The sequence below is a fragment of the Streptomyces sp. NPDC002328 genome (genome assembly GCF_042890065.1).
Lineage (GTDB): Bacteria > Actinomycetota > Actinomycetes > Streptomycetales > Streptomycetaceae > Streptomyces.
The window spans coordinates 809,530-835,284 of sequence record NZ_JBIARQ010000001.1 but is presented as its reverse complement, the minus strand read 5'-3'; the positions used below and the strand labels follow the sequence as shown (position 1 = coordinate 835,284).

The window sequence follows — 25,755 nt, the reverse complement described above, 5'->3', positions numbered from 1 at the left end:
GGTGCTCGTCTTCGCCGCCTCCGACAAGGGAGGCACGGGCCGTTCCGTCACCAGCGCCAACCTCGCGTACCACCGCGCGCTGGACGGGGACGACGTCTGCTACCTCGACTTCGACTTCGGGTCGCCCACCGCCGCCGCCGTGTTCGACCTGCCCGACGTCCTCGGGGAGGCCGAGGGGCGCGGTCTGCACTCCTACCTGAAGGGCGAGGTCGGCGAGCCCCTGCGGGTCGACGTCTGGGCCCGCACCGAACACCCCGTCCTGCTCAGCCGGCCCGGCGGCTCCGGACGGCTGGTACTGCTGCCCGGCGACCGCTCCGGCGGCGAATTCGTCACCGACGCGGAGAACCTGCACCGGTGCGTCGACCTCGTCCTGCGGCTGAAACGCGAATTCGACGTCATCATCGTCGACTTGAGCGCCGGACGCAGTTATGCGATGGACCTCGCCCTGCTCGCCACCTCGCCCCGCGGCGGACTCGGACGGCTGAAAACGCGATGGCTCGTCTATCACCGCTGGACCCGCCAGCACGTGATGGCCGCCGCCGAACTCGTGTACGGGAAACAGGGCATAGTCGAAGCCGGTTGCGCCATGGGCCATGACGCGGACGCGCTTTCCGCCGCGATCCGGTTCGTACGGGCCGCCGTTCCCGATCTCACGTCACCGCTCTGGTCGCAGGTCTCGCCCGCCCAGTACGCGTGGATGCGGCAGTGCGACACACAACTCGAGGAAATCGCGGCGAGCCGCGGCATCGGCAAGACCCGCGTGCTGTCGTCCATTCCACTGGAACCCGTCCTCCAGTGGCAGGAACGCCTCATCACCGACGAGGACGTCCACGACCGCCGCATCGCCAATGTCGAGACCTGGCAGAAGATGGGCGAACTGGCGCAGCGATTGACCGAGGACAAGCACTGGGGGCAGCTGTGAGCGGGCCGGGCGCCGTGTTCCGGGAGACCAGCGCGCAGCCGCGCACCGAATCCGTTCCCTTCTCCCATCTCTCCCTGGAATTAGGGCACTTGTACATGGAGGACTTCGTCGAGGGACCCGACCGGCTGCGCCGTCACTTCGCCGCCGTACGGCCCTGGGTGGAGGCCGCCCGGACCGGCGTCGGCCCGCTCCCGGCGGGCAGGCGGCCGCGGATCAGCACCTGCTTCCTCATCGACGACTACTTCAGCCGGCTGTCCACGCCCGCCGAACTCGTGCCGCCGCTGCTCGACGCCGCCGCCGAGGCCGGTCTCACCATCGACTACCTGGCCCGCGAGTCGGCCTGCGCCGGCCCGGCCTTCGCCGCCGCCGGATCCGGACCAGCCGCCAATTCCGCCGCCGGATCCGCCGCCGGATCCGCCGCCGGATCCGGCCGCCGGGACCGGGCCGTCCTCGCCGAAGCCGTCCTGCACCGCCTGGTGGAGTCGCCCCCGCCCGGCAGCAACGGCTTCCGCCCGCCCGTCAGCCGCACCGGCTGGCTCACCAACGGCCGCCGCGCCCCGTCCCGGCGCACCTCCGCCGCGCTGGACTCCACCGGAGCCGTCTGGGAGCCGCCGAGCGAGACCGGCGCGCGCGGCCACTCCGTCTTCATGGACGTCGAGCTGTGGAGCGGACCCGAGGAGGAGCGCACCTGGTCCTGCGCCTTCCTCGCCTCGGTCTGGCAGCTCGTCCGGCTCGGGCTGCTGCGCGACAACGGCCAGGCCGTGCTGAGTCCGGCCGCCTGGGACGACAAGGCGTTCCCGGCCGACTGGGACGCGCTGCCGGCCGTCGTCCGCCTCAACCCGCTCGCGCCGCCCTTCACCGCGTACGCCACGTGCAGCATCCTCCCGGCCCGCTTCCTGCCCGTGGAGCACGCCGTACGCGTCGTCCTGGACCAGGTCCACGTCGAGGAGGAGGCGCTGTGCCAGGTCGCCGAGCGCTCCGCCGGCGAGGGCGTCGCCGTGCCGGCCGGCGTCGTGGACCGCACCTCCTACGTCTTCCCGCCGGGGCTGTGACATGAGCGGCCTGGGCGCGACCACGGGGCTCGTCCTCGCCTGCGGCGAGGTGCGGACCTGCCTGCTGCCCAACCGGGACGCGGTGGACGAGCAGGCCGCCGAGCGGCTGCTGCGGTTACGGGCGGACGAACGCGTCCGGCTGTCCCGGCGCCCCAACCGGCACGCCGTCTCCCCGGACGTCCTCACCGGCGTCGACTGCCGGCTGCCCACCGCCAACGGGGCCCGGATCCGCGCCGTCGGCACGGTGACCGCCCGCGCGGCGCTCGTCGAGGGCCGGGTGCTCCAGTCGACGGCGTCCTTCTCCCTCCCGGCCGGCGGCCCCGACCGGCGGCAGCCCTGGGGCTACTACCTGGTCCGCCCCGGTTCCGTCGTCCCCGTCGGCCGGCTTCCCGAGAAGTCGGTCCGCGAGGGCTTCCTGACCGGGCGCCGGCAGGGCGAGCTGGACGTCGGCTCGATCGCCGAGAGCCTCCTGGCGCGGATCTCCCGCCGGCACGAACTGCTCGACCACGACGCCCCGCTCACCACCGCCGACACCAGCCTGCGCTGGACGGCGTCCCCCACGGCGGCCGGCGAGGAGGCGTCCCTGCACTTCACCGAGGCCGGCGACGGACTGCGGATCGTCGAGCTGCGGCTGCCGCCGGGCACCGAGCCCGCCGCCGTGGCCGACCTCTGCGAGGATCTCGCCCTGCACGACTGGCTGCTGACGACCGTCGCCGACAAGCTCGACGGCCTCAGGCTCGGCTCCGACGACCGCAGGGCCGCGCTGAAGGTGCTGCGGCCCCTCGTCGACCATCTGCTGCACCTGTGGATGCCGCAGGCCCGCGTCGACCGCGCGCTCGGCACGCCCTGGGAGGAGCTGGAGAAGCACCCCGGGTTCAGCAGGCAGTGGAACACCCTGGCCCAGCGCGTCCGCGACCAGCTCGCCCTCCAGAACCTGATCCGCCGCGAGGACCGCACCGACGCGCTGACCACACCCTGACGGCACCACGGCACCACCGTTACGGCAAGGCACCACGGCACCGCTTTCGCGCACGATCCCGACGGGGGGAGAAAGAGAGATGAATGCACCGACCAGCCCGTTCGACGGCACCAGAGGCACCCGGCATGTGACCCAGAAGCTCCTGGTCACCGTCGTGGTGGGCGGCGCGGTCTATCTGCTCACGAACGTCCTCGGCTCCGACGAGGAGGGCCCGTGGCAGCTCGTGCTGTCCGTGCTGTGCGGCGGCATCGTGCTGATCGTGCAGTTCCTCGTGTCCTTCGTGAACCAGATGCACGCCGTGAAGGACTCGGTGGACAAGCGGTTCGCCGACATCGGCAAGGCGACCAAGCTCTTCAACGAGGTGGAGAAACTGCGCGGCGACGGCGTGCCCCGGCTCGCCGAGCACGCCACCAAGGTCGTCTCCATGGGCCCGGACATCCTGCACGCGTTCGCGCACGCGGAGATCGACCGGCTGGCCGCGCAGATGGAGGACTTCACCAACCTCGTCGCCGAGTGTCCCGGTGAGAACCACGACTGGCTGCTGACCCTCACCAGGTGCACCCGGCAGAGCATCGACGCCATCAGCACCACCGTCGTCGACGACAGCTTCTGGAACACCGAGCCGGCCGGCCGCTACCTCACCGCCCAGCGCGAGGCCATCCTCGACCCGGAGCGGAGCATCAGGGTGCGGCGGCTGTTCATCGTCAAACGCCCCGAGCAGTTCGCCGCGCTGGTCCCGATCTGCACCGAGCAGCGGGACATGGGGATCGACGTCCGCGTGGTCGCCCTGGAGGAGCTGCCGCCCTACTTCCGGCGCGGCAAGATGATCGACTTCATCGTCTTCGACGGGGCGCTGTCGTACGAGATCCACGCGGACCAGCTGAGCGTGAACTCCTCCACCACGGTCAACGCCCGCGCGAACGAGGTGGAGCCGCTGAAGCGCCGGTTCAACCTGTTATGGGACGCGGCCGACCCGGCCAACTCCCCGAACGGCGTGCCCGGCCAGGTCCGGGCCAGGACCGGGGGGTCCGACCCGGACGGGGGCGACTGAGGGCTCAGCCCAGCGTCCCGGCCGGGCTTGGTGAGCTGTACCGCCGGCACGACCGGGGCGCCGTCCGGCGTCCGGGCGATCCCGGCGTCGTCGTTCGCGCCGTACCAGCCGCCGCCGGTTCTGTCGGCGAGCGTCCACGCCGGCGGCAGACCGGCCCGGAAGCGGTTGTCGGTCGCAGGGAGGGCCGGCGTCGCGGCGCGTGCCCTGCGGTTGCCGGGAGGGTCGCGTCGCGGTGCGGGGCGCTAGGTGATTCGGGCGGGGTCTTTCGTCGTGGGCGTCTCCTTGTGGCGCACGGTTGCGAGCAGGAGCGGGGTCGTCAGCAGCAGCGCTCCCGCGAGGGCGATGGCGGTGCGCGGGCCGGTCAGGGCCGCCAGGGCGCCCCACAACGCCGTCAGGGCCGCCACGGACGCCTTGGTGCCGACCGACCACGCCGAGAGCGTACGGGCCACCCTGTCCGTCGGGGTCAGCTCCAGCCGGGCGGTGGCGAGGACGGGGTTGAACACCGCCGAGCAGGTGATCAGCCCCAGCTCCACGACCATCACGAGGACGAGCCCGCCTACGCCGGGCCGGACGAACGCCAGGCCGAGCGGCCAGCACGCGCGCAGCGTCCCCGAGGTGAGCAGCACCCGCCGCCTGCCGTACCGGGCCACCAGTCGGGGAGCCAGCCGGGAGCCGACCAGTCCGCCGGCGCAGGGCGCGGCGAAGGCCAGCGCGTACTGCCAGGGCGCGAATCCCAACGGCCCGAGCATCAGCACCGCCAGCGGCGGCGACGCGGCCAGGATCAGCCCGTTGACCAGCGCGGCGTTGAGGAACAGGGGCCGCAGCACGGGATGCGCGAGCAGATGCCGCCACCCCGCGAGCAGGTCCCCTGCGCTGAGCCGACGAGGTGCGTCGACACGGGCGGGGCTCTTGCGGGCGGTGCTTTCGTGGGCGGGGCTCTTGCGGGCGGTGCCTTCGTGAGCGGGGCCCTCTTGAGCGGGGCCCTCTTGAGCGGGGCCTTCGTGAGCGAGGCCCTTGCGGGCGGGGCCCTCGTGGGCGGGCTTGCCGCCGGAGGCGTCCTTGCGTACCGGGGTCGGCTCCCGGCTCCCGATCGCCCTCAGTCCCAGCGCCGACAGCAGGTAGCTGACCGCGTCCGCCGTGACCGTCACCACCGGGCCGAACAGCCCGATCGCGGCTCCGCCCAGGGGCGGGCCCAGCATGAGGGCCGTCCAGGTCGTCGACTCCAGACGGCCGTTGGCGGCGAGCAGCTGCTCCGGCGGCATCAGCGACTTCAGGAACGCGCCGCTCGCCGCCGTGAACGAGATGTCGGCCGCGGCGACCACCGTCGACACCAGCAGCAGCTGACCGATGCCGAGCCCGCCGAGCCAGTAGGCGACGGGGACGCTCAGCAGCACCGCGCACCGCAGCAGGTCCGCCCCGATCATCACCGGCCGTTTCCGCCGGAACTCCACCCACGGCCCCAACGGCACCGCAAGCAGCGCCCCCACCGCGGGCCCCACCGCGGCCAGCGCCGCCACCTCCGCCGGCCCGGCGTGCAGCACCAGCACCGCGATCAGCGGAAAAGCGTCGAAGGCCAGCCGCGTCCCGAACGTGCTGACCGCGTAAGCACCCCACAACCACCCGAAGTCGCGCCCCAGCGCCCACCGCACCACCCGCGGGATCCTAACGGGCCCACCCCGCGACCCTCCCGAGGTAAGCGAGAATGGCCCCATGAGCCAGTTCCACAGCGGTGTGCGATGAGTCTGTTCCGGGACGACGGCATCGTCCTGCGCACGCAGAAGCTCGGCGAAGCCGATCGGGTCATGCTGCGTGATTGCGGGGGGCGACCCCCGCACCCCCGGCAGGCCCGCGGTGGTGTGCGATGAGCCTGTTCCGGGACGACGGCATCGTCCTGCGCACGCAGAAGCTCGGCGAAGCCGATCGGATCATCACGCTGCTCACGCGGGGGCACGGGCGGGTGCGGGCCGTGGCCCGGGGGGTGCGGCGGACGAAGTCGAAGTTCGGGGCCCGGCTCGAACCGTTCTCGCACGTGGACGTGCAGTTCTTCGCGCGGGGCAGTGAGCTGATCGGGCGCGGGCTGCCGCTGTGCACGCAGAGCGAGACCATCGCGCCGTACGGCGGCGGCATCGTGACCGACTACGCCCGCTACACCGCCGGGACGGCCATGCTGGAGACCGCCGAGCGGTTCACCGACCACGAGGGCGAGCCGGCCGTGCAGCAGTACCTGCTGCTCGTGGGCGCCCTGAGGACTCTGGCCCGGGGCGAGCACGCCCCCCACCTCGTCCTCGACGCGTTCCTGCTGCGCTCCCTCGCCGTGAACGGCTACGCGCCCAGCTTCGACGCGTGCGCGAAATGCGGCATGCCGGGCCCGAACCGGTTCTTCTCCGTGGCCTCCGGCGGCAGCGTCTGCGTCGACTGCCGGGTCCCCGGCAGCGTCGTACCCTCGCCGCAGACCCTGGAACTCCTCGGCGCGCTGCTGACGGGAGACTGGGAGACGGCGGACGCGTGCGAGGCGCGCCATGTCCGGGAGGGCAGCGGACTGGTGTCCGCCTACCTGCACTGGCATCTGGAGCGCGGACTGCGCTCCCTGCGGTACGTGGAAAAGTAGAAGCAAGCGACAGAGGAGACGAGAGTCACATGGTGGTACGCGGGTTCCTGGGGCGGCAGCGTCGGGAGTACAAGGCGCCGGAACCGCACCCCTCCGGCGCCCGCGCGCCGAAGCTCCCCGGTGAGCTGGTCCCCGAGCACGTGGCGATCGTGATGGACGGCAACGGCCGCTGGGCCAAGGAGCGCGGCCTGCCGCGCACCGAGGGGCACAAGGTCGGCGCGGAGCGCGTGCTCGACGTGCTCCAGGGCTCGGTCGAGATCGGCGTGAAGAACATCTCCCTCTACGCCTTCTCCACCGAGAACTGGAAGCGCTCGCCCGACGAGGTCCGCTTCCTGATGAACTTCAACCGCGACTTCATCCGCAAGACCCGCGACACGCTCGACGAGCTGGGCATCCGGGTGCGCTGGGTGGGCCGTATGCCCAAGCTGTGGAAGTCGGTCGCCAAGGAGCTCCAGATCGCCCAGGAGCAGACCAAGGACAACGACCGGCTGACCCTGTACTTCTGCATGAACTACGGCGGCCGCGCCGAGATCGCCGACGCCGCGCAGGCCCTCGCCGAGGACGTGAAGGCCGGCCGCCTCGACCCGTCGAAGGTCAACGAGAAGACCCTCGCGAAGTACCTGTACTACCCGGACATGCCGGACGTGGACCTGTTCCTGCGGCCCAGCGGCGAGCAGCGCACCTCCAACTACCTGCTCTGGCAGAGCGCCTACGCCGAGCTGGTCTTCCAGGACGTCCTGTGGCCGGACTTCGACCGCCGTGACCTGTGGCGGGCCTGCATCGAGTTCGCCTCCCGGGACCGCCGCTTCGGCGGGGCGATCCCCAATGAGGAACTCTTGGCCATGGAAGGGGGAACACCAGACCAGCAGGCCACCTCGTAGCCGCCGCGCGTTCACCGGGCCCGCCGACGCTGCGGGGGATCGCCACCCCCTCCCCCGCTCGTCGAAACGGCCCGCACCATGAGACGCCTCACCCCCGCCCTCGCCCTCACCCTCGGTGCACTGGTCCTCACCGCGCTGCCCGCCCACGCCGACTCCGCCACGCACCTGGCGCACCGCGACAGCTACGGCACGAAAGCCACGTACGAGCCGGAGCGGAGCGCGCACGGCGACCGGCGCCCGCCGGCCGGCTACACCCCCGTATTCACGGAGAACGTCTCCCGGCACGGTTCCCGCTCCGCCACCGACAGCGAGGACGGCGACCTGATCCTCGCGCTCTGGGACAAGGCGGCGGCGGACGGTCAACTCACCGGCAAGGGGCGGGAGTTCGGCCCCACGGTGCGGGCGCTGGAGGCCGCGATGGCGAAGGTCGGCTACGGCGACCTCAGCGGCCTCGGCAAGCAGGAGATCCACGACACGGCCGTCCGCATGGCGAAGCGGCTGCCGTCCCTGTTCGCCGGGATCGCCCGCGACGGCGAGAAGATCGACGTGGTCAGCTCGGGGCAGGGCCGGGCCGTCGACAGCGCCGACCTGTTCACGGCCGGCCTCGCCGCGACCGACCCGGCGCTGCGGCCCCTCATCGGCGCGACCCGCACCGACAAGGACCTGCTGTACTTCCACAAGGCCGCCGGCGGCGCGGCCTACCGCGACTACCTCGCGAACGACCAGCGCCTCGCGAGCACGCTGAAGAGCATCACCGACCAGCCGAAGACCCACGAAGCCGCCCGCGGCGTCCTGCGCCGCCTCTTCGAGGACGCCTTCGTCGACCAGCTGAGCGCCGCCGACCAGGTCGCCGCCGCGACGGCGGTCTACAACCTGTACGCCATCGCCCCCGCCATGGCCCAGGAGTCCCCGGGCGGCAGGGGCTGGGACATGCAGCGCTACATCTCCACCGCCCAGGCCGCCTGGTTCGGGTATCTCGGCGACGCCGAGGACTTCTACGAGAAGGGCCCCGGCTTCGCCGGCAGCGACATCACGTACAAGATGGCGGACGTCCTGCTCGACGACTTCTTCCGGCAGATCGAGCAGCAGATCGAGGCGAGGAAGACGGGCGCCGCCGCCCTGGGCGCCGAACTCCGCTTCACCCACGCCGAGGAGATCATCCCGCTGGCCGCCCTGATGGGCCTGCCCGGCAGCACGAAGCCGGCGACGCCGAACCACCCGTACACCTACGCCGCCAACCCCTGGCGCGGCGCGGACGTCGCCCCCCTCGGCTCGAACATCCAGTGGGACGTCTACGAGAAGAACGGCCGCTACCTGGTCCACATGCTCTACAACGAGAAGGAAACAACCTTCAAGCCCACCTGCCGGCCCATCACGAAGAACAGCAAGTTCTACGACTACGCCGACCTCAAAACCTGCTTCGGCCGACGCTGAGCCTCATGACCGAGGTCGCGGCAGTTCCCTCAGGGGCGCGGGGCTGTATCCATATGCGGCTCCGCCGCGTGGGCGCGACCAGCCACCGTGGACCCGCAGCGGACAACCGACCCGCACCCCCGCGGCGCGAACCGCTCAACCCGCGGAGCACTCCGCACAGGTCCCGAAGATCTCCACCGTATGAGCCACGTTCACAAACCCGTGCTCCGCCGCGATCGCCTCCGCCCACTTCTCCACCGCCGGCCCCTCCACCTCGACCGCCTTGCCGCAGCTGCGGCAGACGAGGTGGTGATGGTGGTCGCCGCTGGAGCAGCGGCGGTAGACGGACTCGCCGTCGGAGGTGCGCAGGACGTCGACCTCGCCGGCGTCGGCGAGGGACTGGAGGGTGCGGTAGACCGTGGTCAGACCGACGGAGTCGCCCTTGTGCTTGAGCATGTCGTGGAGGTCCTGCGCGCTGCGGAACTCGTCGACCTCGTCGAGCGCCGCCGCCACTGCGGCACGCTGCCGGGTGGCGCGGCCCTTCACGGGCGGTCCAGCGGTCGTCACCGTTGCCTCCTTCGATGGCTCGGCTCACGTCTGCGGCTTGCCGGGCCATTGTGCCAGCCCGGACTGTGCGCGGTCAGACGCCGACTCCGTCGCCCGCCCCCCGTGTGGCCGGAATCGCACACTCCGTGGGATCCCCGGCGGGCTGACCGGCGGCCGCCGCGCGGGCGCGCCGCCTGGCCAGCGGGGCGGCCAGCGCGGTCAGCGCGATGAACGCGGCGATGGTGAGCAGCACGATCGTCGCGCCGGGCGGGACGTCCTGGTAGTACGAGGTGACGGTGCCGCCGATGGTCACGGTGATGCCGATGGCCACGGCGATGGCGAAGGTCGCCGCGAAGCTGCGGGTGAGCTGCTGGGCCGCCGCGACCGGGACCACCATCAAGGCGGAGACGAGGAGCAGCCCGACCACGCGCATCGCGACGGTCACCGTCACGGCGGCCGTGACCGCCGTCAGCAGGTTCAGCGCGCGCACCGGCAGCCCGGTCACCCGCGCGAACTCCTCGTCCTGGCTGACCGCGAACAGCTGCCGGCGCAGCCCCAGGGTGACGAGGACCACGAAGGCGGCGAGCACGCAGATCGCGGTGACGTCGGATTCCGACACCGTCGACAGCGAGCCGAAGAGGTACGAGTTGAGGTTGGCGTTGGAGCCGGTCGGCGCGAGGTTGATGAACATCACGCCGCCGGCCATGCCGCCGTAGAAGAGCATCGCGAGGGCGATGTCACCGCGGGTGCGGCCGTACCAGCGGATCAGCTCCATCAGGACCGCGCCGAGGACGGAGACGGCCGTGGCCATCCACACCGGGGACCAGGACAGCAGGAAGCCGAGGCCGACGCCGGTCATGGCGACATGGCCGATGCCGTCGCCCATGAGGGCCTGGCGGCGCTGGACGAGGTAGATGCCGACGGCGGGGGCGGTGATGCCGACCAGGACGGCGGCGAGCAGCGCCCGCTGCATGAAGGCGTAGTTCAGGAAGTCCATCAGCTCAGCAGTCCCGTGCGGATCGGTTCGGCGCCCGCCGGCGCGTGCGGGTGCACGTGGTCGTGGCCGGGCAGCGCATGCTGGCCGACCGCGCGCGGGGGCGGGCCGTCGTGGGTCACGCAGCCGTCGCGCAGGACGACCGCCCGGTCGATGAGGGGCTCCAGCGGGCCCAGCTCGTGCAGGACGAGGAGGACCGTGGCGCCCTGCGCCACCTGCTTCTCCAGGGTCCGCGCCAGGACCTCCTGGCTGGCCAGGTCGACGCCCGCCATCGGCTCGTCCATGATCAGCAGTTCGGGTTCGGCGGCGAGCGCGCGGGCGATCAGGACCCGCTGGTGCTGGCCGCCGGAGAGGGCGTTCACGGAGTCCTTGGCCCGGTCGGCCATGCCGACGAGGTCCAGGGCGCGCCGTACGGCCTCGTGATCGGCCTTGCGCAGAACGCCGAACCGGGCCCGGGACAGCCGTCCGGAGGAGACGACCTCGGTGACGGTCGCCGGGACGCCGCCCGCGGCGGTGGTGCGCTGCGGTACGTAGCCCACGCGCCGCCAGTCGCGGAAGCGCGCGCGGTCGGTGCCGAACAGCTCGATCCGCCCGGCGGTCGCCGGCACCTGCCCGATGACGGTGCGCACGGCGGTGGACTTGCCGGAGCCGTTCGCGCCGAGCAGCGCGACGACCTCGCCGCGGCGCACGGTCAGGTCGATGCCGCGCAGGACGGGGCGCGAGCCCAGCTCGGCGCTGACGCCGCGCAGTGCGATGACGGGCTCGCGCTCGCCGTCCGTGACGCCGGTGTCCATGACGCCCTCCGTGAAGGTCACTTGGTTCCCAGGGCCGTCTGAAGCGCCTTGAGGTTGGCTTCCTGGACCGCGAAGTAGTCCTTGCCGCGGGACTTCTCGGTGATGCCCTCGATCGGGTCGAGGACGTCCGTCTTCAGGCCCGCGTCCTTGGCGACGGTCTTGGCGGTCTTGTCGCTGACGAGCGTCTCGTAGAACACGGTCGAGACGCCGTCGGCCTTGGCCATCTTCTCAAGCTCCTTGACCCGCGCGGCACTCGGCTCCGACTCGGGGTCGAGGCCGCTGATGGCCTCCTCGGTCAGGCCGTAGCGCTCGGCGAGGTAGCCGAAGGCGGCGTGGGTGGTGATGAACACCTTGGTCCGGGTGTCGGCGAGGCCCGTCTTGAACTTCGTGTTCAGGGCGTCCAGTTGGGAGACCAGGGCGGCGGTGTTCTTCTTGTAGTCGGCCGCGTGGTCCGGGTCGGCCTTCTCGAAGGCGGCGCCGACGCCCTTGGCGACCTCGGCGTACTTGACCGGGTCGAGCCAGATGTGGGGGTCGAGTCCGGACTCCTCGCCGCCGTGCTCGTGGTCGTGCTCGGCCGCGTGGCCGCCGACCTCGCTGCCGTGCTCTTCCATCGTGGTGAGCTTCGCGGCGTCGATCTTCGTCTTGACCTCGGACTGGGCCACCGCGTCATCGACGGCGGGCTGGAGGTTCTTGAGGTACAGAAGCGCGTCGGTCTCTTCGACCTGGACGCGCTGCTGCGTGCTGAGCTCCAGGTCGTGCGGCTCCTGGCCGGGCCCGGTGAGGCTGCTGACCTTCACGTGGTCGCCGCCTATCCGCTCGGCGAGGAAGGCCATCGGGTAGAACGACGCGACGACGTCGAACTTGTCCGTGTTCCCGGCGGCGCTCGCGCCGGAGCAGGCCGAGAGGGTGGCGAGGCCGAGCGCGGTGGCCGCCGCGACCGCGGTGCCCGGTATGAGTCGTCGTACGTTCATGACACTCATTTTCAACAAATATGGAAACCGTTGTCAACAAGCCTACGGCAAGGTCTGCGGCGAGGCCCGCGGCAAAAGTCGGGGCGAGGTCTGAGCGGTGGACCGATTTGGTTGAGGGGGAGGCCTCGCCGGTACGCTGAAGCATTCGCTGGAAGCATCTCGCTTCGTCGCCCGTCGTCGTTATGAAGAGAGCACCGTGGCCGCCGACAAGATCGACACCATCGTCAGCCTGAGCAAGCGCCGTGGCTTCGTATTCCCCTGTAGTGAGATCTACGGCGGCCAGCGCGCCGCCTGGGACTACGGACCGCTGGGTGTCGAGCTCAAGGAGAACCTGAAGCGCCAGTGGTGGCGCTACATGGTGACGTCGCGCGAGGACGTGGTCGGTATCGACTCGTCCGTGATCCTTGCCCCCGAGGTCTGGGTCGCCTCCGGCCATGTCGCCACGTTCACCGACCCGCTCACCGAGTGCACCTCCTGTCACAAGCGGTTCCGCGCGGACCACCTGGAGGAGGCGTACGAGGCCAAGCACAACCGCCTGCCGGAGAACGGCCTGGCGGACCTCAACTGCCCGAACTGCGGCAACAAGGGCACCTTCACCGAGCCCAAGCAGTTCTCGGGTCTGCTCTCCACCCACCTCGGCCCGACGCAGGACTCCGGCTCCGTCGCCTACCTGCGCCCCGAGACCGCCCAGGGCATCTTCACCAACTTCGCCCAGGTGCAGACCACTTCGCGCCGCAAGCCGCCGTTCGGCATCGCGCAGATGGGCAAGTCCTTCCGCAACGAGATCACGCCCGGCAACTTCATCTTCCGCACCCGCGAGTTCGAGCAGATGGAGATGGAGTTCTTCGTCAAGCCGGGCGAGGACGAGCAGTGGCAGGAATACTGGATGGAGCAGCGCTGGAACTGGTACACCGGTCTCGGCCTGCGTGAGGAGAACATGCGGTGGTTCGAGCACCCGAAGGAGAAGCTCTCCCACTACTCCAAGCGCACCGCTGACATCGAGTACCGCTTCCAGTTCGGCGGCAACGAGTGGGGCGAGCTGGAGGGTGTGGCCAACCGCACCGACTACGACCTCGGCGCGCACTCCAAGGCCTCCGGCCAGGATCTCTCCTTCTTCGACCAGGAGGCCGGCGAGCGCTGGACGCCGTACGTCATCGAGCCGGCGGCCGGTGTCGGCCGCGCGATGCTCGCCTTCCTGCTGGACGCCTACGTCGAGGACGAGGCGCCCAACGCCAAGGGCAAGCTGGAGAAGCGCACGGTGCTGCGCCTCGACCCGCGGCTGTCCCCGGTGAAGGTCGCGGTGCTCCCGCTCTCCCGCAACCCGGAGCTGTCCCCGAAGGCCAAGGGCCTCGCCCAGGCGCTGCGCCAGCACTGGAACATCGAGTTCGACGACGCCGGCGCGATCGGCCGCCGCTACCGCCGCCAGGACGAGATCGGCACGCCGTTCTGCGTCACCGTCGACTTCGACACGCTCGAGGACAACGCGGTGACGGTGCGCGAGCGTGACTCCATGAAGCAGGAGCGCGTGTCGCTGGACCAGATCGAGGGCTACCTCGCGGCGCGGCTCATCGGCTGCTAGCACTTCCCGCGGGGCCGGCGTCCGGCCGGCCGGAGTTCCCCGTACCCGTGCCTGGTGCGGGGAACTCGGCGTTCGGGCGTCTCACAGGTCCAGGTCGACGAAGAGCGCGGCATGGTCGGACGCCGCGTCGACCTTCGAGGTCACAGTGTCGAAGGACTTGATGTCGTCCGCGAAGATTCCCCGGGTCTCCAGGCCGACGTGCTGCACCTCGTCCCACAGCGGCGGAGGCAGCAGCAGGTAGTCCAGCTTGTCCCGCTCCCTCTTGCAGTCGCCGTGGGTGCCGGGCAGTCCGCTATAGGTGCGGTGGCTCATCACGTCGCGCAGACCGGTGTCCCGCAGTACCGCGGCCGTTTCGCTGTCCGGCGCGTCGTTGAGATCCCCGGCGACCACGACGTGCGGGGTGCGCTCCAGCGCGGTCCCGTAGATTTCCGCGACCCGCTTCGCCTGGGCCAGCCGCAGCTCGGGGTCGTCGCGGAACTTGCTCTTGAGGTGGTTGCCCAGGAGCACGAGAGGCGTCCCGTTCAGCCCGATCTGGAACTCGGGGCAGTCCCGGCTGAAGAGGCGCTCGTCGGGGCGTTCCGGATCGGTGTCGAAGACGTGCGACCGGACGGACGTGATCGGGTGACGACTGAGGATCCCGATGTCGATGCCCCGGCTGTCGTTGCCGTCGATCAGCAGGTTGTAGGGGTACGGGCGGCGGCCGAGCGCTCCGGCCAGCACCTGTGTGTTGAAGCGCTCCAGGGTGAGCCGGTCCTCGACCTCCACGGCCAGCAGGATGTCGGCGTCGACCTCCGAGACCACCCGGCCGGTGTTCCGCACCACGTCCAGGTCGAGGTCCTCCTGCCCCAGTTCGGCCCAACCGGCCCACGCGGCACGGCCCTTGGCGGTGACCTCGACGGTGGTGTTCTTCCCCGACCCCGAAGTCCTGAACAGTCCTGAGTCCTTGCCCGGCCGGGCCTGGTTGATGAAGATCGGCGGCGGGTCCTCGGGGTCGACCGCGTAGGCCCGGTGCTTCTTGACGATCCGGGCGATCTCCTTCTTCTCCGTGTCTCCGTAGGCGAGCAGGTCGAGGAGCGCGACCAGCTGGGCGAAGTCGCCCAGGATCTCCGCGCGCTCGGCCGGGTCCTGGAGCCGGAAGGCCGTGGGCCTGCGGAAGAGGTTCTCCATGTTGAACGTGCCGATTCGGATGCTCATGGCGGCCTCCTCGGGCGGCGCGGAAGGGCCGCTCGGGTCGACGGCAGGCGCCGCCCGGGTGACTGCACGCCGACATCTTCCATTGTCCTCGGGCAGCCCGGCCCGTCGACCGGACGGGCCACGGGCGACGGACGACGGGTGACGGCGGCGAGGCCGGAGGTGACAGCTGACAGATATTGAAATCTGTCAGCTGTCATGTCAGGGTGGAGGACATGACGACGACACAGACCCGCACCCTCGGAACGACAGGCCCCCGCGTCTCCGCCCTCGGCCTCGGCTGCATGGGCATGTCGGCGCTGTACGGCGACGCGGACCGCACCGAGTCGATCGCCACGATCCACGCCGCCCTGGAGGCCGGCGTGACCCTGCTCGACACCGGCGACTTCTACGGCATGGGCCACAACGAACTCCTCATCGGCGAAGCCCTGCGCACCGCGCCCGCCGCCCACCGCGAACAGGCCCTGACCAGCGTCAAGTTCGGTGCCCTGCGCGACCCGGACGGCGGCTGGGCCGGCTACGACGGCCGCCCGGCCGCCGTGAAGAACTTCGCCTCCTACTCCCTCCAGCGCCTCGGCGTCGATCACATCGACGTCTACCGCATCGCCCGCCTCGACCCGGACGTCCCGATCGAGGAGACGGTCGGCGCCATCGCCGAACTCGTCGAGACGGGGTACGTCCGCCACATCGGCCTGAGCGAGGTCGGCGCGGAGACGATCCGCAGGGCCGCCGCCACCGCGCCGATCGCCGACCTCCAGATCGAGTACGGCCTGATCACGCGCGGCATCGAGCGGGAGATCCTGCCGACCACCCGTGAGCTGGGCATCTCCGTCACCGCCTACGGAGTGCTGTCCCGGGGGCTCATCTCCGGGCACTTCACGGCCGACCGGCAGCTCGCCGCGAACGACTTCCGCGCCCACTCGCCCCGCTTCCAGGGGGACAACCTCCGGCACAACCTGACCCTCGTGGAGTCCCTGCGGAAGATCGCCGAGCAGAAGGGCGTCTCCGTCGCCCAGATCGCCATCGCCTGGGTGCTGGGCCGGGGCGAGGACATCGTCCCGCTGATCGGCGCCCGCACCCGGGAGCGGCTCACGGAGTCGCTGGGCGCCCTGGACGTCGTCCTGGACGAGGCGGACCTCACGGCGATGGAGGCGGCCGTGCCCGCCGACGCCGCCGCCGGCGACCGGTACGCGGCGGCCGCCATGGCGCACCTCGACAGCGAACGCTGATCCGGCCTCCCGGTACGGTCGGAGCATGGCACCGCAGACGTCCGAGACCCTGACCGCCGAGCGCATCCTCGAAGCCACCGAGGAGGTGCTGCGCCGCCACGGCCCCGCCAAGGCCACCGTGGTGGACGTGGCCCGCGCGCTCGGCGTCAGCCACGGCAGCGTCTACCGCCACTTCCGCACCAAGGCGGCGCTGCGCGAGGCGGTGACCAAGCGCTGGCTGGACCGCACCTCGCGGGAGCTCGCCGGCATCGCCGCCGACGAGGACCGCGCCCCCGAGACCCGGCTGCGCACCTGGCTGGCGACCCTCTTCGAGGCCAAGCGCCGCAAGGCGGGCGACGACCCCGAGCTCTTCGCCACCTACCTGGTCCTCACCGGCGAGACCGGCGCGGTGGTCGGCGAACACCTCGCCGACCTCACCGGCCAGCTCACCACGATCATCGAGGCGGGCGTCGCCTCCGGAACCTTCGCTTCCGCCGATCCCGCGACCGACGCCCGAGCCGTCTTCCAGGCCACCGCCCGCTTCCACGACCCCGGCTACGCCAGCCTCTGGCAACGCCCGGAGGCCGACCCCGACTTCGAGGCCGTGGTGGAACTGCTGCTGAGGGCGCTGCGATCGGGTTAGGGTCTCGCGCCGTTGCCCGGGTTCACCGTCGCCTGGTGGGCCTCTGTGAGGTGTTCCTCCGCCTTCAGCCAGGGCAGGAACTGCGCGCCCCTGCGCCAGCCGCAGGTGGCGCAGTCCAGGGTGCGCTGCACTCCCGTGCGGCGGACGTGGACCACGTGTTCGCGGCCGTGCTGGTCCCAGCGGCTCACCTTGCTCGTCGTGGTCTGCGGCATGACGCCTCCAGTGTTCCGTCGTGGGCGGACCCCGGACGGCAAGGAGTCTGCAACAAGGCTGGCCTCAACGGGGCCTGCACACCGCCGAGTTGACCGAGCTGTGCCTTTCCTCACCGCACCCCGCGCGGCAGCCGCGGGCTCAGCGGGCCGGTCGGGACGACCCCGCCGAGCTGCACGGCCGGCGTCGTCATCAGCGCGTTCCGCATCCCCGACTCCGGTGCCAGGGACAGGAACAGCGTGCCCAGGGCGGCCACGCCCAGTGCCGGCGAGGCCCGTTGAGTGGCCACCATCACACCGCCGCCGATTTCGGCTTCACCCCCGCCCCGGTGCCCCCACCGCCTCCCTGATTTCCTCGGCGTCCAGTTGCTTCGCCGTTCGTTCGGCCGTTCCGCGGGCCCAGGGGCCGGTGGTGGCTGCGCCGACCGTGAGGACGGCCAGGCCGCAGGCCGTCAGGACCCACCACCCCGGCACCGCGGCCGACACGAACGTCTCGCGGTACGAGGAGCTTCCGATGCCCGCGACCAGCAGCGCGCCGATCACGGCGACGCCGAGGGTCTGGCCCAGCTGGCGGCTGGTGGAGGCGACGGCGGCGGCGACGCCCGCCTGGCTGCGGGGCATGCCCGACACCGCCGTGTTGGTGATCGGCGCGTTGACGAAACCGAAGCCGATGCCGAACAGCAGGAAGCCCAGGAACATGGTGACGTCGGACGTCTCCGCGTCGAACGCGGCGAACAGCACCCCGCTCGCCGTCATCGCGACCCCGGCGACCACCAGCGGCAGCCGCGGCCCCGTGCTGCCCACGAGCCGCCCGGACAGCGGCGCGCACAGGAACGTCGGCAGAGCCATCGGCAGCATCCACAGACCGGCGTGCAGGGCGTCAAGACCGCGCACGTTCTGGAGGTAGAGCGTCGACAGGAAGAGGAAGCCGCCCAGCGCGGCGAACGCGCAGACCGCGATCACCGTGGCCCCGCTGAACGGCGCCGAACGGAAGAAGCGCAGGTCGATGAGGGGTTCGTCGCGCCGCGGCTCGTACCACAGCAGGCCCGCCAGCGCGGCCAGCGCGACCGCCCCGAACGGCAGGACCGTCCCGAGCCCGGCCGTCGGCGCCTCGATGATCGCGTACGTCAGCGCGCCGAACAGCGCGATGACGAGCAGTTGCCCGAGCGGGTCGGGCCGCCGGGCCTTGGGCGCGCGGGACTCGGGGACATAGCGCAGGGTCAGCAGAAGGGCCGCGAGACCGACCGGCAGGTTGAGCCAGAAGATGGACCGCCAGCCGACGGACTCCACCAGCACCCCGCCCACCAGCGGACCCGCCGCCATCGAGATGCCGACGACCGCGCCCCACGCGCCGATCGCACGGGCGCGCTCGCGCGGGTCGGTGAAGGTGTTGGTGATGATCGACATGGCGACCGGGTTGAGCATCGACCCGCCGACCGCCTGCACCATGCGCGCCGCGACCAGCAGCTCCAGGCTCGGCGCGAGCGAGCACAGCAGGGACCCCAGCGAGAACAGCACCAGTCCGGCCAGGAAGACCTTCCGGCGGCCGATCCGGTCCGCCGTGGAGCCCGCGAGCATCAGCAGCGCGGCCAGGACCAGCGTGTAGGCGTCGATCGTCCACTGGAGACCGGAGGTGGAGGCGTGCAGGTCGCGCCCCATGGAGGGCAGTGCGACATTGAGGACGGTGTTGTCCAGGCTCACGATCAGCAGGCTCATGCAGCAGATCGCGAGGACGAGCAGGCGTCGGCGGTGGCTGAGCTCGGGCATGCATGCATAGTACGCCTAACTAATGAATATCGTCGCAACGCCGCACGGTGAGAGAGAATGAGCGGATGTCCACGACCGCGCCGACGCCCACGACCGCGCACCCGACCGTGCCCACGGCCGTGCCCCCGACCGCGCCCGCCCAGAACGCCACGCTCCGGATCGGCCCGCACTCCGTCCAGCCGCCCGTCGTGCTGGCCCCCATGGCGGGGATCACCAACGCGCCCTTCCGTACCCTGTGCAGGCACTTCGCCGAAGGCGAAGCCTTCGCCGGAGGCGAAGCAAAGGATGGAGCCAGCGGGGGCAAGGGCCTGTTCGTGAGCGAGATGATCACCACCCGGGCGCTGGTCGAACGCAACGAGAAGACCATGCAGCTGATCCACTTCGACGCGACCGAGAAGCCGCGCTCGATCCAGCTGTACGGCGTGGACCCGGCGACCGTCGGCAAGGCCGTCCGCATGATCGCGGAGGAGGGCCTCGCCGACCACATCGACCTGAACTTCGGCTGCCCGGTCCCCAAGGTGACGCGCAAGGGCGGCGGCTCCGCGCTCCCGTACAAGCGTCACCTGCTGCGGGCCATCCTGCGCGAGGCGGTGAGCGGCGCCGGCGACCTCCCCGTCACCATGAAGATGCGCAAGGGCATCGACGACGACCACATCACCTACCTCGACGCCGGCCGCATCGCCGTCGAGGAGGGCGTCACGGCCATCGCGCTGCACGGCCGCACGGCCGCCCAGCACTACGGCGGCACCGCCGACTGGGACGCCATCGCCCGGCTGAAGGAGCACGTCCCGGAGATCCCCGTCCTCGGCAACGGCGACATCTGGTCCGCCGAGGACGCGCTGCGGATGGTGCGCGAGACGGGCTGCGACGGAGTCGTCGTCGGACGCGGCTGCCTGGGGCGGCCGTGGCTGTTCGCGGACCTGGTCGCGGCCTTCGAGGGGCGTACGGCCTTCGCCCGGCCCGCCCTGCGCGAGGTCGCCGACGTCATGGTCCGGCACGCCGCCCTGCTCGGCGAGTGGATCGGCGACGAGACCAAGGGCGTCGTCGACTTCCGCAAGCACGTCGCCTGGTACCTGAAGGGCTTCGCCGTCGGCTCCGAGATGCGCAAGCGGCTCGCGATCACCTCCTCGCTGGCCGAACTGCGCACCGGACTCGACGAGTTGGACCTCGACCAGCCCTGGCCGACCGGCGCCGACGGGCCCCGCGGCCGGACCTCCGGCAACAACCGGGTGGTGCTGCCGGACGGCTGGCTGAAGGACCCCTACGACTGCGCCGGCGTCGGCGAGGACGCGGAACTGGACACCTCCGGGGGCTGATCGACCGCCGCCCCAGCCCTCCCCGCCCCCCGCTTCAATTCGTTGGATGCGGCGTCGAGCCGTACGCCGTCAGGAAGCGGTCCCGGAACGAGCTCATCTTCCACACCGGGGCGTCCGGCGCGGGCTTCAGCCCGTCCGTCCACTTCCAGTCGGCGATCTTGTCGAGCATCTTCGGGTCCTTCGCGACGATGGTGACCGGCACGTCCCGGACGGCGGTGTTCCCGGTGACCCGGGTGATCGGCTGGTGGTCGCCGAGGAAGACGAGGACGGTGTCGTCGGTGCCGTAGCGCTCCAGCCACTGCGTGAGGGCGGTCACCGAGTACTCGACCGACTTGCCGTACGCCACACGGGACTTGTCGGAGTCGTTGATGACGTCGGCCGCCTTCTGCCCCTTCTTCTCGACGCTCTCGAAGACCGAACCGTCGCCGACGTCCTTCCAGTCGACCATCTCCGGCACCGGGGCCCACGGCTGGTGGCTGGAGGTCAGGATGATCTCCGCCATCAGCGGCTTGGCGCGGTCCCTGCCGTGCTCCAGACGCTGGAACGACTCCAGGGCGTACTGGTCGGGCATGGTCGACCAGCTGAACGCCGGCCCCTGATAACCCAGTTGGAAGGCGTTGTAGACCTTGTCCAGCCCGTAGTACTTCTGCTCCGGCCACGCCTTCTGCACACCCGGCATGACCCCGACCGTGTCCCACGCGCCGGTCTTCTGGAAGGCCTTGGTCAGGCTCAGGTGGTCGCTGCTCATCACCGTGCGGTAGCGCTGCTGGTTGTCGATCCACAGGCCCGACATCGTGGTGGAGTGCCCGAGCCAGCTGCCGCCGCCGAACGTCGACGAGGTCATCCAGCCGCTCTTGGCCCGGTAACCGGCCGCCGTCAGCGCCTGCTGGCCGGCGTCCAGCGCCCGGTCGACGCCGGGCGATATCTCCGGGTCCGTCAGGGCGACGCGGCCGTAGCTCTCGATGAACGCGAAGATCACGTCCTTGCCGCGCAGATCGGGCACGAGCTGGTCGCCGGGCGTGTTGCCGAAGGCGTCGACACGGGTCTCCTTCGCGAACTCGGCCTCGTCCCGCAGGGTCTTGCGCACCTCCGCGGCCTTGCCGGTGAGGGCGGTCGCGGCGCGGTCGAGGGCGATCGGCTCCCCGGCGTACTGGAGCCCGAGGGCGGAGCAGGTCATCCACACCGTGCCCGCGGCCAGGGTGGCGCGGGTCGCGGTCTGCCGGTGGCGCGCCAGCACGCCGCTCAGCCGGAGCACGGCCAGCGCCATGACGGCGAACAGCCCCACGATCAGCGCCACCAGGCCGATCGCCGCGCCGACGGCTGTCGCCTCGCCCATCGAGTCCTCGATGTACGACTGGGCGTCGTCGAGCAGGCCCCAGTCCAGGATCGGGTTGAAGCCGCGGCCGAGGTACTCGGCGAACCCCATGTCCAGCAGGTTCAGCACGGTCAGCGTCCCGAGGATCACCCCGCCGGTGACGGCGACCGCCTTGCGGGGCCTGGCCGGCAGCGCCAGCAGCAGGGCCGCCGCGATGATCGCCTCGCCGGGCAGCCGCAGGAACTGGTCCGTGCGCAGCAGCTGGAGCTGGTTGGGCAGCAGCATGGCCCCGAGCACGAGCACCACGGACAGCGCGGTCGCCGTCCACCACAGCGCCTCGGCGGCACGCGGATGCCGGCCCCGCCAGGCGCGGCGGTAGGCGAGACGGGCCTTGAGGGAGGCACGGGCGGGGGGCTCGGGGGCGGCCTCCGCGTTCTCAGGGACCTCCCCAGGGTCCTGCTCAAGGACCTTCTCCGGGCCCTCGGGGGCCTTCTCCGGGTCCTCAGGGACGGTCTCGGGGACCTCCCCGACGCCCTCGACGTCCACCGGGTTCTCAGGGCTGGTCTCGGGGTTCTCGGCGTCGCCGGAGCTGCCGGTGCTGCCGGAGCTGTCGGAAGGCCCGGCGTTCCCAGGATCCTTCGGGTCGGGCAGGTGGCGGGAGCGTGTGGAGGCGGGCACCCGAGGGTCCTTCCGTACGAAGCCGGGTGGATCGGCGGATCCGACAGGGGGATCGGATCCGCCACCTTTTCGTACGGCTTGCTCCGGGCCGGTGTTCACCCCGCTCGGCCAGCGGTCGGCAAACACCGTGCAAATGCCCGGCCAAGTACCCCGTCAGGCCCCGCCCACCGCCGTGAGCAGCGCCAACGGAGCCGCGGCCGAGCGGGATTCCCGTACGCACGCGTGAGGGTACGGCACCGGCTCGGCGTGGGTGTCACGGCCGTACCCCGCGAGGACCTCGGGCAGCCGGTGCCCGGTCGCGGTCGCCGCGTCGACCAGGCCGTGGGCGACCGCGCGGGCCTCGTCGTGCAGGCCGTAGCGGGCCAGGCCCAGCGCGATCAGCGCGTTGTCGTGCGGCCAGACCGAACCGCGGTGGTACGACAGCGGGTGGTACGCCGGCTGCCCCGCGGCCAGGGTGCGCACGCCCCAGCCGGAGAAGAAGTCCGGCTCCAGCAGCCGCCGGCCGACGGCCTCCCCGTACTCCTTGTCCAGCAGCCCGGACCAGAGCAGGTGCCCGGCGTCCGAGGCGAGCGCGTCGACCTGGCGGCCCGCGCCGTCCAGCGCGAGCGCCGGGAAGGAGCGCTCCGGCATCCAGAAGTCCCGCTGGAAACGGTCGCGCAGATCGGCGGCGGCCTGCTCCAGCAGCGCCGCGTAGGTCTCGTCCCGCCACACCGCGCGCGCCAGCCACGCCGTGCGGCGCAGCGCGTCGTACGCGTAGCCCTGGGCGCCCGCCGCCGTCACCGGGCCGCTCGCGCGGGCGCCGTCGGCGGAGCAGATGGCGCCGGGGGAGTCCTTCCAGTTCTGGTTGGCCAGACCGCCCTGGTCGGCGCGGTAGACCAGATAGCCGCGCGAGGTGAGGCCGCCGTGGTCGAGCATCCAGCCGACGGCGGCGCGGGCGTGCGGCTCCAGCCGGCGGGCGAGATCCGTGTCGCCGGTCCGCTCGGCGTACGCGCCCAGCAGCACGAGGAAGAGCGGGGTGGCGTCCACGGAGCCGTAGTAGCGGCCGTAGGGGACCTGGCGGAAGTGGGCCAGCTCCCCGTGCCGCACCTCGTGGACGATCTTGCCGGGCTGGGCGACCGACTCCGGGCCGGTCTCGGTCGCCTGGGTCGCGGCGAGGGCCAGGAGGGTCGCGGCGGCCGGGCGGGGGCGGTAGGGGAGGACGAACAGCGAGGTGAGCAGGGCGTCCCGGCCCAGCAGGGTCAGGAACCAGGGCGCGCCCGCCGCCGGGACGCGCAGTTCCTCGCCGTCCGGGCCGGTCGCCTGGACCTGGAGCGCGGCCAGGTCCGCGAGCCCCCGCGCACAGGCGGCGGCGAGCTCGGGCCAGCCGGTCGGGAAGGCCACGCCCTCCACGAACTCGCCTTCCCGCGCCAGCAGTTCGGCGGTCATCGCGGCCGGTGAGCTGGGCACCCGCAGGGCCCGCCGCTCGCCGTGCGGACGGGCCATCGCCCGCAGGGTCAGCTCGGCCGAGCCGTGCGGCTCCAACTCCAGCGTCCACACCAGGCGGCGGGCGCCGGTGCCGGTCTCCTCCACGGCGTCCGGGGCGGGTTCGGCGCTCACCGTGGTGACGGACCGCCACTCGCCCCGCTGATAGGTGAACTCGACGCCGTCGTCGAGGACTTGGCGGCGGCGGACGGCTCCGGTCTTGGCGTAGGTGCGGTGGTCGGAGCGCAGTTCGAACTGGTCGGTGAAGTCGGCGTCCACGGTGAGCGCCAGACGGACCGTCAGCGGAACGGGACGGTTGCTGACGACCCGCAGCGCCTCCACGAACGAGCTGTCCCCGACGGCCTGTTCGCGGAAGAGCGCGCAGGACGGCGGTTCGGCCCGGCCGCCGCGCGGGACGAGGACGCAGCGCGCGGCGTCCCCGTCCGCGACCGGGACCAGCGCCTCCGGCACGGCCCCGTCGAGCGTGAGCTGCCAGCGGCTGAGGTGCCGCGCGTCCCGGACGAACAGCCCGTCCGGAGGCCCGGCGCCGCGCACGCCGCTGATGTCCCCGCGGTCCCCGACGGCGGCGAACGTCCCGCCGTACACGAGCAGATGATGCCGGTCCGTCATCCCCGGTCCCCTCCCTTGAGCACGGTGTCGTCCCTGGCGTTCTCGGTGTCGCGCCTGACGCTTTCGGTGTCGTGCGGTTCGTCTCCGGCGTCGCCGGCGTGCCTCGCGTTCTCGTCGCCGTGCAGGCCCTCCGTGTCGTGCAGCAGGTCGAGGGTGAGCGCGGCGGTCCAGCTGAAGCCGGTCGCCCCGCAGGCCTCGCCGGTGTACGGGTCGACGTACTCCGCGAAGTCGGAGGCGCCCGCGGCCTCCAGCGAGGCCGCGCGCAGCCCGTCCGCGAGGGCCCGCTCACCATGGACGCGCAGCCCCCGCTCCAGCAGCCAGCCGGTGTTGAACCAGGCCGGACCGCGCCAGTAGCGGTGCGGGTCGAAGGCCTCGCCGAGCAGGTCGTAGCTCGGGACCAGTCGGGTGGCGGCGCCCACCCCGAAGTGCGGGCCGCGCAGGGTGCGGACGACGGCGTCGACCACCTCGCGCGGAAGGCCCGGCAGGAGCAGCGGGACCAGCCCGGACACCCCGCGCTCCTCGATCAGGCCCCCGCCGCGCACGTCCCGGCAGAGGAAGATCCCCTCGGCCGGGTCCCACAGCCGGGCGACGAGCGCCGCCGTCAGCCGTTCCGCGCGCGCGTGCCGGGCGGCGCCCGTCGCGCCCAACTCGTGCGCGATCCGGGCGAGGGCGTGCTCGGAGGCGATGAGCAGGGCGTTGAACGAGGGGTCCTCGACGGCGAAGTCGCCGCCGCCGTCGGCGTAGCCGCCGTCCCGGTACTCCGTCGCCAGCCGCACGTACCGCCCGTAGTCCAGATCCGTCGGCCGGTCCTCGGCCGCCCCGTGGTCCAGGTCGGCGCGCCGGAAGGAGCGGGCCGGGGCCGGGGTGATCCGGGCCAGCGGCGCGTCCCACGAGGGGGCGTTGTCCATCCCCTGCTCCCACGGGTGGACGACGGACGCCAGCCCGCCCCCGCCCAGGTCCCGCCGGTGCAGCAGATACCGGTGCCAGGCGGCCAGCCGGGGATACGCGCGGGCGAGGAAGCCGCGCGCCCGCGACAGCCCCGGGTCGGCGCGGTGCACCAGCCAGGCGGCGAGGGCGTGCACCGGTGGCTGCACGATGCCCGAGGTCTGTACGGTGCGCGGGGCGCCCGCGGCGCGTCCCGCGGCCGAGGAACGCCAGAAGTCGGGGCTCGGGAAGTACGCGTCGAGCGGCACGGAGGGGTTGAACACGATGTGCGGGATCCGCCCGTCACCCCACTGGGCGTCCAGCAGCGTCTCCAGCTCCGTCTGCGCCCGCAGCGGCGAGACGTGCCGCAGCCCGATCGCGACGAACGCGGAGTCCCAGGACCACTGGTGCGGGTACAGCCTGCGCGAGGGGACCGTCGAGGTTCCCGTCCAGTTGCCCTCCAGCACCTCCACCGCCCTGAGGTGCAGCGATCCGGCCGCGGGGGCGGGATCGTATACGGCGGAGGACTCCGCCGGCCGGGCGACGAGCTGCGTGGTGCGATCCACTCGGGGCTCCCCGAAGACGTTGCTGCCGGTCGGTTCGGCAGCGGCTACCGTAGGGTT

The 25,755-nt window shown here is 71.9% G+C and carries 22 protein-coding genes and 1 pseudogene; 11 read left to right on the top strand and 12 right to left on the bottom strand.

Annotated features, from left to right (window positions below; genetic code table 11):
* Position 1 precedes the first annotated feature (1 nt).
* From ACFYX4_RS03735 to ACFYX4_RS03720, 4 genes are all read left to right on the top strand, one after another.
* A complete protein-coding gene (locus ACFYX4_RS03735) occupies positions 2–922 on the top strand; it encodes an SCO2523 family variant P-loop protein (RefSeq protein WP_389325217.1) in 921 nt (306 codons plus the stop codon).
* The gene (locus ACFYX4_RS03730; protein WP_389325214.1) at positions 919–1,974 is read left to right on the top strand and encodes an SCO2522 family protein; all 1,056 of its coding nucleotides are present in this window, start codon (positions 919–921) and stop codon (positions 1,972–1,974) included. Before ACFYX4_RS03735 ends, ACFYX4_RS03730 begins: the two co-directional genes overlap by 4 nt.
* Before the next feature lies 1 nt (position 1,975).
* Entirely contained in the window at positions 1,976–2,953 is a 978-nt protein-coding gene (locus ACFYX4_RS03725) for an SCO2521 family protein (RefSeq protein ID WP_389325211.1), read from the top strand.
* Between the two features lie 79 nt (positions 2,954–3,032).
* A complete protein-coding gene (locus ACFYX4_RS03720) occupies positions 3,033–4,004 on the top strand; it encodes a hypothetical protein (RefSeq protein WP_389325208.1) in 972 nt (323 codons plus the stop codon).
* Positions 4,005–4,246: 242 nt separating this feature from the next.
* Here the strand turns inward: ACFYX4_RS03720 and ACFYX4_RS03715 are convergent, their stop codons facing one another.
* Entirely contained in the window at positions 4,247–5,656 is a 1,410-nt protein-coding gene (locus tag ACFYX4_RS03715; RefSeq protein WP_389325205.1) for an MFS transporter, read from the bottom strand.
* A gap of 209 nt (positions 5,657–5,865) precedes the next feature.
* Here ACFYX4_RS03715 and recO point away from each other — a divergent pair, with 209 nt between their 5' ends.
* From recO to ACFYX4_RS03700, 3 genes are all read left to right on the top strand, one after another.
* The gene (recO, locus tag ACFYX4_RS03710; protein ID WP_389325202.1) at positions 5,866–6,612 is read left to right on the top strand and encodes a DNA repair protein RecO; all 747 of its coding nucleotides are present in this window, start codon (positions 5,866–5,868) and stop codon (positions 6,610–6,612) included.
* A gap of 29 nt (positions 6,613–6,641) precedes the next feature.
* The gene (locus ACFYX4_RS03705) at positions 6,642–7,493 is read left to right on the top strand and encodes an isoprenyl transferase (protein ID WP_389325199.1); all 852 of its coding nucleotides are present in this window, start codon (positions 6,642–6,644) and stop codon (positions 7,491–7,493) included.
* A gap of 78 nt (positions 7,494–7,571) precedes the next feature.
* Complete coding sequence (locus ACFYX4_RS03700; RefSeq protein ID WP_389325196.1) at positions 7,572–8,927, top strand: histidine-type phosphatase; 1,356 nt, start codon at positions 7,572–7,574, stop codon at positions 8,925–8,927.
* Positions 8,928–9,062: 135 nt separating this feature from the next.
* On the opposite strand, the gene ACFYX4_RS03695 is transcribed toward ACFYX4_RS03700, so the two are convergent.
* The 4 genes from ACFYX4_RS03695 to ACFYX4_RS03680 form a co-directional block, all read right to left on the bottom strand.
* Entirely contained in the window at positions 9,063–9,473 is a 411-nt protein-coding gene (locus tag ACFYX4_RS03695; RefSeq protein WP_389325193.1) for a Fur family transcriptional regulator, read from the bottom strand.
* A gap of 73 nt (positions 9,474–9,546) precedes the next feature.
* Entirely contained in the window at positions 9,547–10,449 is a 903-nt protein-coding gene (locus ACFYX4_RS03690) for a metal ABC transporter permease (protein ID WP_389325190.1), read from the bottom strand.
* Positions 10,449–11,240, bottom strand: a complete 792-nt coding sequence (locus tag ACFYX4_RS03685) for a metal ABC transporter ATP-binding protein (protein WP_389325187.1) — start codon at positions 11,238–11,240, stop codon at positions 10,449–10,451. The genes ACFYX4_RS03690 and ACFYX4_RS03685 overlap by 1 nt, the downstream gene beginning before the upstream one ends.
* A 17-nt stretch (positions 11,241–11,257) precedes the next feature.
* Complete coding sequence (locus ACFYX4_RS03680) at positions 11,258–12,211, bottom strand: metal ABC transporter substrate-binding protein (RefSeq protein WP_389325184.1); 954 nt, start codon at positions 12,209–12,211, stop codon at positions 11,258–11,260.
* Between the two features lie 196 nt (positions 12,212–12,407).
* Here ACFYX4_RS03680 and ACFYX4_RS03675 point away from each other — a divergent pair, with 196 nt between their 5' ends.
* Positions 12,408–13,790, top strand: a complete 1,383-nt coding sequence (locus tag ACFYX4_RS03675; RefSeq protein WP_389325181.1) for a glycine--tRNA ligase — start codon at positions 12,408–12,410, stop codon at positions 13,788–13,790.
* Between the two features lie 81 nt (positions 13,791–13,871).
* Here the strand turns inward: ACFYX4_RS03675 and ACFYX4_RS03670 are convergent, their stop codons facing one another.
* Positions 13,872–14,984 carry an endonuclease/exonuclease/phosphatase family protein gene (locus tag ACFYX4_RS03670; RefSeq protein WP_389325177.1) on the bottom strand — a complete coding sequence of 371 codons (1,113 nt, stop codon included), beginning with the start codon at positions 14,982–14,984 and terminating at the stop codon, positions 13,872–13,874.
* Positions 14,985–15,196: 212 nt separating this feature from the next.
* Here ACFYX4_RS03670 and ACFYX4_RS03665 point away from each other — a divergent pair, with 212 nt between their 5' ends.
* Together ACFYX4_RS03665 and ACFYX4_RS03660 are read left to right on the top strand one after the other, a co-directional pair.
* The gene (locus ACFYX4_RS03665; RefSeq protein WP_389325174.1) at positions 15,197–16,210 is read left to right on the top strand and encodes an aldo/keto reductase; all 1,014 of its coding nucleotides are present in this window, start codon (positions 15,197–15,199) and stop codon (positions 16,208–16,210) included.
* Between the two features lie 25 nt (positions 16,211–16,235).
* On the top strand, positions 16,236–16,832 hold the full coding sequence (locus tag ACFYX4_RS03660) for a TetR family transcriptional regulator (RefSeq protein WP_389325171.1): 597 nt from the start codon (positions 16,236–16,238) through the stop codon (positions 16,830–16,832).
* Here ACFYX4_RS03660 and ACFYX4_RS03655 read toward each other — a convergent pair.
* From ACFYX4_RS03655 to ACFYX4_RS03645, 3 genes and pseudogenes are all read right to left on the bottom strand, one after another.
* Positions 16,829–17,044 carry a hypothetical protein gene (locus ACFYX4_RS03655; RefSeq protein WP_389325168.1) on the bottom strand — a complete coding sequence of 72 codons (216 nt, stop codon included), beginning with the start codon at positions 17,042–17,044 and terminating at the stop codon, positions 16,829–16,831. The genes ACFYX4_RS03660 and ACFYX4_RS03655 overlap by 4 nt on opposite strands.
* Positions 17,045–17,154: 110 nt before the next feature.
* Positions 17,155–17,355, bottom strand: a pseudogene (locus ACFYX4_RS03650) (MFS transporter); the annotation flags it as partial.
* 1 nt (position 17,356) lies between these two features.
* Positions 17,357–18,808, bottom strand: a complete 1,452-nt coding sequence (locus ACFYX4_RS03645; protein WP_389325165.1) for an MFS transporter — start codon at positions 18,806–18,808, stop codon at positions 17,357–17,359.
* Between the two features lie 65 nt (positions 18,809–18,873).
* On the opposite strand from ACFYX4_RS03645, the gene dusB reads away from it, so the two are divergent.
* Positions 18,874–20,124, top strand: coding sequence for a tRNA dihydrouridine synthase DusB (gene dusB, locus ACFYX4_RS03640; RefSeq protein ID WP_389325162.1), 1,251 nt, complete (start codon positions 18,874–18,876; stop codon positions 20,122–20,124).
* Between the two features lie 34 nt (positions 20,125–20,158).
* Here dusB and ACFYX4_RS03635 read toward each other — a convergent pair whose 3' ends face one another.
* The 3 genes from ACFYX4_RS03635 to ACFYX4_RS03625 form a co-directional block, all read right to left on the bottom strand.
* Positions 20,159–22,117 carry a CDP-alcohol phosphatidyltransferase gene (locus tag ACFYX4_RS03635; RefSeq protein ID WP_389325159.1) on the bottom strand — a complete coding sequence of 653 codons (1,959 nt, stop codon included), beginning with the start codon at positions 22,115–22,117 and terminating at the stop codon, positions 20,159–20,161.
* A 153-nt stretch (positions 22,118–22,270) separates the two neighbouring features.
* Positions 22,271–24,208, bottom strand: coding sequence for a glycogen debranching N-terminal domain-containing protein (locus tag ACFYX4_RS03630; RefSeq protein WP_389325156.1), 1,938 nt, complete (start codon positions 24,206–24,208; stop codon positions 22,271–22,273).
* A complete protein-coding gene (locus ACFYX4_RS03625) occupies positions 24,205–25,698 on the bottom strand; it encodes a hypothetical protein (RefSeq protein WP_389325153.1) in 1,494 nt (497 codons plus the stop codon). The genes ACFYX4_RS03630 and ACFYX4_RS03625 overlap by 4 nt, the downstream gene beginning before the upstream one ends.
* Positions 25,699–25,755: the final 57 nt, after the last annotated feature.

Bases quoted from the DNA above. Each gene is read 5' to 3' on its own strand.
- ACFYX4_RS03655 (WP_389325168.1), bottom strand. From the start codon at position 17,044: ATGCCGCAGACCACGACGAGCAAGGTGAGCCGCTGGGACCAGCACGGC.
- ACFYX4_RS03720 (WP_389325208.1), top strand. From the start codon at position 3,033: ATGAATGCACCGACCAGCCCGTTCGACGGCACCAGAGGCACCCGGCAT.
- ACFYX4_RS03645 (WP_389325165.1), bottom strand. From the start codon at position 18,808: ATGCCCGAGCTCAGCCACCGCCGACGCCTGCTCGTCCTCGCGATCTGC.
- ACFYX4_RS03705 (WP_389325199.1), top strand. From the start codon at position 6,642: ATGGTGGTACGCGGGTTCCTGGGGCGGCAGCGTCGGGAGTACAAGGCG.
- ACFYX4_RS03725 (WP_389325211.1), top strand. From the start codon at position 1,976: ATGAGCGGCCTGGGCGCGACCACGGGGCTCGTCCTCGCCTGCGGCGAG.
- ACFYX4_RS03680 (WP_389325184.1), bottom strand. From the start codon at position 12,211: ATGAACGTACGACGACTCATACCGGGCACCGCGGTCGCGGCGGCCACC.
- ACFYX4_RS03690 (WP_389325190.1), bottom strand. From the start codon at position 10,449: ATGGACTTCCTGAACTACGCCTTCATGCAGCGGGCGCTGCTCGCCGCC.
- ACFYX4_RS03700 (WP_389325196.1), top strand. From the start codon at position 7,572: ATGAGACGCCTCACCCCCGCCCTCGCCCTCACCCTCGGTGCACTGGTC.
- ACFYX4_RS03665 (WP_389325174.1), top strand. From the start codon at position 15,197: ATGACGACGACACAGACCCGCACCCTCGGAACGACAGGCCCCCGCGTC.
- ACFYX4_RS03660 (WP_389325171.1), top strand. From the start codon at position 16,236: ATGGCACCGCAGACGTCCGAGACCCTGACCGCCGAGCGCATCCTCGAA.
- ACFYX4_RS03630 (WP_389325156.1), bottom strand. From the start codon at position 24,208: ATGACGGACCGGCATCATCTGCTCGTGTACGGCGGGACGTTCGCCGCC.
- recO (WP_389325202.1), top strand. From the start codon at position 5,866: ATGAGCCTGTTCCGGGACGACGGCATCGTCCTGCGCACGCAGAAGCTC.
- ACFYX4_RS03685 (WP_389325187.1), bottom strand. From the start codon at position 11,240: ATGGACACCGGCGTCACGGACGGCGAGCGCGAGCCCGTCATCGCACTG.
- dusB (WP_389325162.1), top strand. From the start codon at position 18,874: ATGTCCACGACCGCGCCGACGCCCACGACCGCGCACCCGACCGTGCCC.
- ACFYX4_RS03670 (WP_389325177.1), bottom strand. From the start codon at position 14,984: ATGAGCATCCGAATCGGCACGTTCAACATGGAGAACCTCTTCCGCAGG.